Source organism: Magnetospirillum fulvum MGU-K5, from assembly GCF_000442515.1.
Classification (GTDB): Bacteria; Pseudomonadota; Alphaproteobacteria; order Rhodospirillales; family Magnetospirillaceae; genus Phaeospirillum; species Phaeospirillum fulvum_B.
Genome location: NZ_AQPH01000099.1, coordinates 1 through 8,983, shown reverse-complemented (window position 1 = coordinate 8,983; position 8,983 = coordinate 1). Strand labels below are relative to the sequence as shown.

Annotated in this window: 10 protein-coding genes; 6 read left to right on the top strand and 4 right to left on the bottom strand. The window is 63.8% G+C overall.

The genetic code is table 11. The annotated features are described in order from the left end of the window. Window positions 1-442: GNAT family N-acetyltransferase (locus K678_RS16155; protein ID WP_021133547.1), on the bottom strand; the 442-nt coding region annotated here is incomplete at its 3' end. Window positions 443-444: 2 nt separating this feature from the next. After that, window positions 445-708 (bottom strand): YjhX family toxin, encoded by a 264-nt coding sequence (locus tag K678_RS16150; protein ID WP_021133546.1) that lies wholly within the window; start codon window positions 706-708, stop codon window positions 445-447. A gap of 440 nt (window positions 709-1,148) precedes the next feature. On the opposite strand from K678_RS16150, the gene K678_RS18005 reads away from it, so the two are divergent. Beyond that, window positions 1,149-3,071 (top strand): diguanylate cyclase domain-containing protein, encoded by a 1,923-nt coding sequence (locus K678_RS18005; RefSeq protein WP_196802603.1) that lies wholly within the window; start codon window positions 1,149-1,151, stop codon window positions 3,069-3,071. Window positions 3,072-3,080: 9 nt separating this feature from the next. Here the strand turns inward: K678_RS18005 and K678_RS16140 are convergent, their stop codons facing one another. Both K678_RS16140 and K678_RS16135 read right to left on the bottom strand, forming a co-directional pair. Continuing rightward, complete coding sequence (locus K678_RS16140) at window positions 3,081-4,118, bottom strand: YeiH family protein (protein ID WP_021133544.1); 1,038 nt, start codon at window positions 4,116-4,118, stop codon at window positions 3,081-3,083. A 97-nt stretch (window positions 4,119-4,215) separates the two neighbouring features. Next, complete coding sequence (locus K678_RS16135) at window positions 4,216-5,232, bottom strand: D-alanine--D-alanine ligase family protein (protein WP_021133543.1); 1,017 nt, start codon at window positions 5,230-5,232, stop codon at window positions 4,216-4,218. A 281-nt stretch (window positions 5,233-5,513) separates the two neighbouring features. On the opposite strand from K678_RS16135, the gene K678_RS16130 reads away from it, so the two are divergent. The 5 genes from K678_RS16130 to K678_RS16110 all read left to right on the top strand — a co-directional run. Next, a complete protein-coding gene (locus K678_RS16130; RefSeq protein WP_021133542.1) occupies window positions 5,514-6,476 on the top strand; it encodes an ABC transporter substrate-binding protein in 963 nt (320 codons plus the stop codon). Next, on the top strand, window positions 6,476-7,180 hold the full coding sequence (locus tag K678_RS16125) for a GTP-binding protein (RefSeq protein ID WP_021133541.1): 705 nt from the start codon (window positions 6,476-6,478) through the stop codon (window positions 7,178-7,180). Before K678_RS16130 ends, K678_RS16125 begins: the two co-directional genes overlap by 1 nt. Continuing rightward, window positions 7,177-8,166, top strand: a complete 990-nt coding sequence (locus K678_RS16120) for an ATP-binding cassette domain-containing protein (protein ID WP_021133540.1) — start codon at window positions 7,177-7,179, stop codon at window positions 8,164-8,166. Before K678_RS16125 ends, K678_RS16120 begins: the two co-directional genes overlap by 4 nt. Beyond that, window positions 8,163-8,717, top strand: a complete 555-nt coding sequence (locus K678_RS16115; RefSeq protein WP_021133539.1) for an NAD(P)H nitroreductase — start codon at window positions 8,163-8,165, stop codon at window positions 8,715-8,717. The genes K678_RS16120 and K678_RS16115 overlap by 4 nt, the downstream gene beginning before the upstream one ends. Window positions 8,718-8,726: 9 nt before the next feature. Next, window positions 8,727-8,983, top strand: a 257-nt coding sequence (locus K678_RS16110; RefSeq protein ID WP_021133538.1) for a hypothetical protein, incomplete at its 3' end; no start/stop codon positions are given.

Sequence of the window (8,983 nt, the reverse complement as noted above, 5' to 3'; positions counted from 1 at the left end):
TGTCGATGAATGGCAAGGCCAAAACCACCTCGGGAGGGCAGCCGGTAACGCCTAATCCGGGATAGGCCCGAAAGCCGAAGCGGCGATAATAGGCAGGGTCGCCCACCAGCGCTGCCCCCCGGCATGACCCTCTCAAGCGGCGCAGTGCTTCCGCCATCAGGGCCGAGCCGATTCCTTGGCGATGCCGTGCGGGCGAAACCGCCAGCGGCCCGATCAGACCCCAGCCGTCTTGTTTCCCGATCCGTGCGGGCGAGGCCGCCAGATAGCCGATGACCGTGCCGTCTTCCTCGGCGACCAGGGACAGCAGGAACGCGTCTTCGGCCCGCAGCCTATCGACGATCCCGGCCTCGGTTCCTGTGGATTGAGCAAGCAGGCGTAGCGCTTCGGTGATCACCCGGCTGATCGCCGCGATGTCACCTTCTGATTCAGAGCGAATCCGCATTTTTAAGCCCCCCGATTGTCGAGTTGGGCGCGAACGGCGGAACGGCCCCGTTTCGAGATCCGATAGGGTCCGCCCAAGCGGGATTCGATCAGCCGTTTGCCCCTCAATCGTGTGAAGACGATCAGGGTGCAGTCCGACAGAATCATGCCGTCGCGGGTGTAGCAGGTGACGGAGGTGATTTTGGGACCATCGTCCCGTTCATGGAGAATGTAGCCGCCAAGGGCCAGCACGTGCAGCACACGTTGTTCATACCGTGAGATGTTCATCGAAGTCTCGTGTGATAGGCGCAAAAAACACCCCAGGTGCATAAGCACCCGGTGGAGTTGCGATTCACGAGGCTCTCTGAAAGTCAGAGAGCCTTATCACACAAGCTCTGACATCCACTCTCCATTGGCGGAGCGAGAACAGAATCCTCGCTCAGGCCCATCAGTATAAAGAGCGCGGGCCTGGGGGACAACCCGCGTAAATGGCACCCGCCGCAGAGGCGACGAGAGACCGGCCAATGGGACAAATCGAGGGGCCACGCTTCACCACGTTCGGCACGGTGCCGGAGGAAAGCGTCCCGCTCGGGCAGGCGAGGGTTTCGCCGCTAATCTTGAATTTTTGGAAACGTCCTAAAGGGCATATTGAATGAACCGTGCATCCTAAGGTAGGGTTTGTACGATATTCGAATTTTCCTAATTCAAATTGTATATGGCTCATGATCATGAGTTTCGCCAGCCTGGCCGAAGTCTTTGTCATCATCATCGCGAACATTGTTTTGCTCGGAACCATGTTGGCCTTGTCGTCAGGGCGGCGCGACGGCGTTCTGTTTTGGGCAATGGGGTTTTTCTGGCACGCCGTCACCTATGTGATTTTGTTGCTGTGGCCCTCTGCCTGGACTGAACTGGGGCTGCTGGCCGCCACCCTGACCTATGCGCTGGGGCTGACGTTCCTGGCGCTGGGGCTGGGGCGTTTCCTTGCCCAAAAAATCAGCGGGTGGGTGTTGTGGCTTCCCTGCGCCCTGATTCTGGTCACCGCCCCCTTTATCAATGAGTGGCCCCTGGCGCGGGTGGTATTGCGGGGTACAATCCTCGCCGCGCAGACGGGGTATCTGTTGTACTTCCTGCTTCGCCATCGGCACAGCGCCCCTGGTGGGGGGAAATATTATCTGGTTGTCGGGTTTGCCATCCTTGTCCTTTTTCAAATCTTCCGCACGGTTTACGCCGCCGTCATGGGGGGGGCGGGATGGCCGCTGCTGTCGCTCGACATATCCCAGTTTCTCGGACAGATCGAACCGGCGAAACTGATTTCGCTTAGTCTGGTGATTACCCTGCCGTCCCTGATCGGCATCAGTTCTTTGTTCATCATCAAGGACCGACTGCGCCAGGACGTTGAAGACATGCGGCTCTTCATGCAAAAGGTTCTGGACGCCATCCCGCATCAGATCTGTGTGATCGACCGATCCGGCGCGATCACTGGGGTCAACCGCGCCTGGAACCGCTTTGCGATCGAGAATGACGGCCATCCCGATTCGGTCGGACCTGGGGCCAATTACCTGCGGGTGACCTTGGCCGCGGACGAGGCGCTTGGTCGGGGGATTGAGGAGGTTCTCGATCACCGCCGCGACCATCTCAGTACGGAATATCCCTGTCATACCCCGAAACGGCAACGCTGGTTCCTGCTCCAGGCTACGCCGTTAGATGACAGCCGCGGCCGGGCAGTCATCAGTCACACCGACATTACCGCGCAAAAGGAATTGGAGAGACTGCAACTGCACTCTCTGACCATGTTCCGCGACGTCGCCAATCTGGTTCCGGGGATTTTGTACAAGGCGCGGGAGCGGAGCAAGGACGAGGGACGGCCCGTCTTCGAGTTCATGAGTCCCCGGATCAGCGACCTTGGGCTGGAGGCGCAAGCCGTTTGCGAGAACGCCGACCTGCTTCTGTCGCGGGTTCACCCCGATGATCTTCATCCGATGGTCGATTCGGTCCAAAGATGCTCGGCGGCCCGGTCTGCCTGGCATATGCAGCTTCGCCTGCGCCAGCGCGACGGGTCCTATCGCTGGTATCAGGGCCGGGCCACTCCCGAGCAGGAAAATAACGGGACAGAGATCGTCTGGTACGGCTATTTCCAGGACATCGATGAACTGAAATCGCATGAGGAACGCATTCGGGTTCTGGCCCACCATGATGCGCTGACCGGCCTGCCCAACCGGATTCTCTTCAACGATCGTCTTGTTCAATCAATGGCCCTGGCCCGCCGCGATCAACACAAAATGGCGGTTCTGTTTATCGACCTTGACCGCTTCAAGCCGGTCAACGACCGATACGGCCATGACATGGGAGATGCGCTGTTGCGCGAAGTGGCGGAGCGTCTGCGCGGCTGCCTGCGTGAAGTGGACACTCCTGCGCGCATCGGCGGTGACGAGTTCGTGATCCTGCTCCACCGAGTCACCGACGAGGAGGATGCCAGAACCGTCGCCGACAAGGCAGCGGCGGCAATGGCGGCACCGTTCCTCATCAACGACACAATTCTCACCATTTCCTCGAGCATCGGGATTTCGGTCTTTCCCGACCATGGCGAAAGCGCCAATGAGCTGCTGATCCATGCCGATCGTGAAATGTACCGGCGCAAGAGCGGGAATTAAGCGATCCCGCTACAGCGTCCCGTCGCGGACCAGCAGAACCCCCAGCACCAGCGCCGCCATCAGTACTGTTTCGACCAGCAGCAGGATCACCGGCTTTGGCCCCAACTCGGTCATCGCCTTCAGTGACGTCTTCATGCCGAGCGCGGCAATCGCGGTGACCAGACACCAGCGCGACAGATCGTTCAACCCGGAGGTCACCAGCGGCGGCACCCAGCCTGTGCTGTTGATCCCGACCAACACGGCAAAGGCAACCAGGAACAGCGGCAGCAGCGGCGGCTTTTGCGCATCGGAGGTCCGGACGCCGAACGCCAGCGAAACCACCATCACGATCGGCAGCAGCATCGCCACTCGCAGCAATTTGACAAAGGTGGCGGTGTCGCCGGTCTGGGGCGACAGGCTGTAGCCCGCGCCGACCACCTGGGCGACGTCGTGAATGGTGCCACCCAGGAAAATGCCGGCGCTGTCCGGCCCCAGCCCGAACGTGTTGACGATCATCGGATAGACGATCATCGCGATGGTGCTCAGCGTGGTGACGCCGATCACGGTGAAGATGGTGTCACGCTCGGAATGCTGGGTCCGGGGCAGAACCGCTGCGATCGCCAGCGCCGCCGAGGCCCCGCACACCGCCACCGCGCCGCCGGTCAGCACTCCGAACGCCCGCCCCAACCCCATCAGCCGCGCGGCGACAAGGCCGACCAGGGTGGTAAAGATGACGGTTCCGACCATCAGCAGCGGCGTTTCGATTCCCAAGGCGGCAATCTGGCCCAGGGTGATCCGCATCCCCAGCAACGCTACTCCGATCCGGAGCACGGTGCGAGACGCGGTGGCGATCCCCTCGACACAGCGCCCTTCCAGTGACAGGAAATGAAACGCCATCCCCAGCAACAGGGCGTACAGCATCGTCGGGCCGCCGTAATGGTCCGACAGGAAGCTGGCGGCCAGTCCGACTGTGGCGGCGGCCAGCAATCCGGGGAATTGGGTTTGCACGGTCGCAACCGTCTTGTTCCACCGCGAGCCGCGGGTGGTCTCGTCCTGGCTGGCTGGCATGTTGTTCCTCACCGAAGACCCGCGCCGGGCGGTGGCGTTATATTAGGGCGCGGTAAAGTATGACATGCCGTCGATCAAGCCCCCGGGGACGAAGGGCTTAAACGATCCAGCGGTACTGATCGCGCGACGAAACCTGACGGGCCAGACTGTATTCGACAACATGGGCCAGCAGGTCGCGGCGCGAAAAGCCCCAGCGCGACCCGGCCAGAGCCAGCGCGCCGTGACGCCCGAAATAGCAGCAGATGTTGATTTCCAACACCGTCCGTCGTCCGGTTGCGGGGTCCCAGCGGTAATCGACCCGGAAATAGTCGATCGGCCCTAATCCCCGCCACAGCCGGGCGACATCGTCGGCGATCAGCGCGGCGGTCGCGCCGACATCGATCAATTGGTTGCCGAGATGGTCATCGACCTTCAAATCCTCGGTCAGGATGTGGCCGATCTGGTCCGATTGCGGCGCGACGTGGCCCAGGATCAGATAGGGATCGTGCCCGATCACCGGGACGGTGACGTCAAGACCGGGGCAATATTCCTCGACCAGCGCCTCGCGCCCCTGGGCATGGAGACGCCGCACGATCCTGCTGGCCCCCTCCCAGGTTTCTTGCAGGCTGTCGGGGGTAATCCCCTCCGACGCCGCGCCGAAACGGTCCTTGACGAAATACGGCCCGGCGAAATCGGGCGGGTCAAGTGGAGCCCCAACGGCATAGGGCAATCCGGCGGCAACGGGAAGTCCAAGCGATTGAAAGGTAAGTTTACTTAAGTATTTATCCTCGGCCAAAGCACGGATGTTCGGCGGTGCTCCCAGGTAAGGCAGGCGCTGATATTCGCACAGGCTGGAGACGAAGATTTCGGGATTGCGGATCGGCATCCGGTTCAGGAGCGAGAACACGTAATCGACATTGCCCCCGGCCAGCCACGCGGCATACGGCTTCGAACTGGAGGAGACGCGATAGCCGATTCCTTGTAATTCTTTGAAAAGATTGAAATGATATTCGGAATAGCCCGAGGCGATCCCCTCGGCCTTCATCTCATAGACCGGATCGTCGGGGGCATAGCGGGCCAGATACAAGATGCGGGTCCGCTCGGGATCGGTTGGCGCTCTCAGCCGCAGAATCATCGTCGCCTCTTCGCAAAGGGAGGAGAAAATTACGGATATGTACGAAATCCCCTAAAACTGTACGCCAATGTAAAAATGCCGTTCATTCATTTTTATGTTTAGCCGCTCTGGATCAATATTTCAAACCGTTTTTGAAAATAACATTGACATTGGGCTTCTATCGACGGAAATCTTTAGAATGTTCTGGAGTTGACCGCGAGGGCACAATGTTCCAAAGCAGGACCGTGCGCGCCGGAGAGCCCGAGTCAGCGACGTGGCGCGAAACGGAACCGGACCGACCGATGGCCGGGCCGGGGCGGTGGGATCTGCTGGGCCGGGTGCCGATGCCGTTGCGGCGGCCGGTCCGGGCCGAACTCGATCGCGCCCTGCGGTGCCACGATCTGGCCTGGTCGGTTGTGATGGGCGGGGCCTGGGACGCGCCGTTCGACGAGATGCTGGCGCTTCATTCCGCCGATGATCTGCCCGGAATGGTGATGACCTCGTGGGCGCCCGATGCCCTGTCCGCCCACCTGCTCGCCACCTATCCCGGCGGGGCCTGTCCTCCGCCCGACCTGCACCCCGCCTGTGCCGAGGCCGGGCTGATCGATCCGCTGGGTGTTTTCTCGGTGTTCGCGGTCATTCCGCTGGTGTTCCTGGTCGATCTGCGCCGGTTGGGCGACCGTCCCCCGCCCCGCTGTTGGGGCGACCTGCTGGGGCCGCTTTATCGCGGCGATGTCGTGTTCGGCGGCTGGCGGCCCAACGACCGGGTGCCCTTCACCGATTACAATCAAATCCTGCTGCTTGGCCTGTTCGAACGATTCGGGGCCGAGGGGATTCGCGCCTTCGCCGCCAACGTCAAGGCGCTGCGCCATAACGTCGTCAGTGCCAAGATCGCCGGGTCGGGTCATCCCGGTGGGGCGGCGGTGACGGTGTTGCCATGGATGCAGGCCGAGATGTCGCCCCGGCGCGATCGGGTCGCGGTGGTGTGGCCCGAGGACGGGGCGCTGGCGATGCCGATCGGCACGATGTCGCGGCCCGACCGGCGCGAGCGGCTGCGGCCGGTGTTCGAGTGTCTGAGCGGACCCGCTTTGGGGCGGGTCCTGGCGCGCAATTGTTATCCCCCAGTCGGCGGAGCGGCGGCCCAGGCGGCCTTTCCCGCCCAGGCCCGGCTGAGCTGGCTGGGCTGGGATCACGTCCGCGCCCACGACATGGCCGAGCGGAGCCGGATCGCTGGTCGGCTGTTCTTCGAATCGTGGGGCGGGTGATGGCGCGACCCCGGCTGGTCACCGTCGCCGGGTCGCCGTCGGTCGGCAAGACCTCGGTGATTCTCCGCGTGCTCGATCTGCTCGCCGCCGAGGGGCAGAAGGTCGGCGTTGCCAAGTTCGATTCGCTCTCGACCGAGGACGATGCCGCCTATGCCCGGCGCGGCATCCCGGTTTCGGTCGGGCTGTCGGGTGGGCTGTGTCCCGACCATTTCTTCGTCACCAATATCGAAGCCTGCCTGGAGTGGGGGCAGCGGCAGGGGCTTGACCTGCTGGTCAGCGAAAGCGCCGGTCTGTGCAATCGCTGCTCGCCCCATATCGAGGGGGTGCTGGCGGTGTGCGTCGTCGATGCGCTGGCCGGCATCCATACGCCAAAGAAGATCGGGCCGATGCTGCGTCTGGCCGATCTGGTCGTCATCACCAAGGGCGACATCGTCAGTCAGGCCGAGCGCGAGGTCTATGCCTATAACGTCCGCCTCGCCAATCCGCGTGCGCCGGTGGTGTTCTGCAACGGGATCACCGGCCAGGGCGCGACCGAGGTCGCCTTTCACCTGCGCGCGGCGGAGGATACCGGCGGGCTGGAGGGCAGGCGGCTGCGCTTTTCGATGCCGTCGGCGGTCTGTCCCTATTGCGTCGGGGAGACCGCGATCGGCGAGACCCACCATCGCGGCAACGTCAAGACGATGCGCTTCGAGGACCAGCGATGAGCGCGGCCAGCCTGGGGGCGCTGACCCGCGCCTATCCCCGGGTGGGGGCGTTCCTCGCTACCTTTCCGGTGCCTCGGCCGGACGAGATCGGGCTGGACGCGTGGCTGGACGGGTTGGGCGAAGAGACGCTGGCCGATCTTGGCATGACCCGGCCGCAGATTCTCGACCATGTCCGCCGTTTGCAGCAGGAGGACCGGCAGGCGGGGCCAGAGCCGGTGCGGGCCGTGACGATCCTGGGCGGGCGCGACAAGCTGGGCCGGGCCGAGGCGGTCGAGTTGACGATCCGCGCCGGGGAAATCGTCTGTATCGTCGGTCCCACCGGGTCGGGCAAAAGCCGCCTGCTGGCCGATATCGAATGCCTGGCCCAGGGCGACACCCCGACCGGGCGGCGGATTCTGATCAACGACGCCCCGCCGCCGCCGGGAAGCCGCTTTGCGCCCGAGCGCAAGCTGGTCGCCCAATTGTCCCAGACGATGAATTTCGTCGTCGATCTGACTGTCGCCGAGTTCGTCGCGATGCATGCAAGCTGCCGTCAGGTCGCCGATGCGGACGCGGTGGCCGAGCGGGTAATCGCCACCGCCAACGCTTTGACCGGCGAGACCTTTGCCCCGACGGTGTCGGTGACCCAATTGTCGGGCGGCCAGACCCGGGCGCTGATGATCGCCGACGCGGCGTTGCTGAGTGCCTCGCCGGTGGTGCTGATCGACGAGATCGAAAATGCCGGGGTCGATCGCCGCCGCGCCCTTGATCTGCTGGTCGCCGAGGACAAGATCGTCCTGATCTCGACCCACGATCCGCTGCTGGCCCTGCGCGGCGGGCGGCGGCTGGTGATCCGCCATGGCGGCATCGCCGAAATCATCACGACCTCGGCAGCGGAGCGGGCCAACCTGCTCGCGCTGGAACGGGTCGATGCCGGATTGATGGATATCCGCGAACGCCTGCGCCGGGGCGAGCGGATCGACGATGCGCTGGAGCCCTGGAAATGACCGAAGCCCTGTCCCTGCTGCTGAACCGGCGCTCGTGCCATGCCCTGACCGCGCCCGCGCCAACCGGCGAGGCGCTCGACCTGATCTTTCGCGCCGCTCTCCGGGTGCCCGATTTCCAGCATCTGCGCCCCTATCGCTTCCTCGTCGCCGAGGGGGAGGGGCTGAAGCTGCTGGGAGCCTTGATGCAGCGGGCGGCGATCGCCGCCGGTCAGCCCGAAGCGGTGATCGAGCGGGCGCCCCGGATGCCGCTGCGGGCGCCGATGGTGGTGATTGTGGTGGCCTCGCCCAAGCCGAACGAACACGTTCCCGAATTCGACCAGATTCTGTCGGCGGGCTGTACCGTGATGGCAATGCAGATGGCGGCCCGGGGTCTGGGCTTTGGCGGCGTGTGGCGCTCGGGCTGGCTGATGCACGATCGCGGTTTTCACACCGAACTGGGGCTGGGCGAGGCCGAGCGGATCGTCGGCTTCCTCTATCTCGGCACGCCCTCGCGCGAGCCGCCGCCGCTCTCTATCTCCGATGACCCGACCCCCCTGATCTCCTGGCTGTGACGAGGCGACATGGACGCGAAACTGACCCGGAACCAGACCTTCCACCTGATCCTCGCCGACATCGCGATGGCGATGGCCGTCGCGACCGTTACCGGCGAGGCACTGCCGCAGGAGGAGGTGTACGTTCCCGGCCGCCCCCGCGATCTGTGGCTGGAACGGATTGCGGCCGGGCCGTCGCGCCAGCGGGTTCTGGCCCTGGCTTCGGCCGGACTGGCGGCGCTGCAATCGCTGGAGGGCGAGGCCCTGATCGAGCAGGCCCGCCGCTA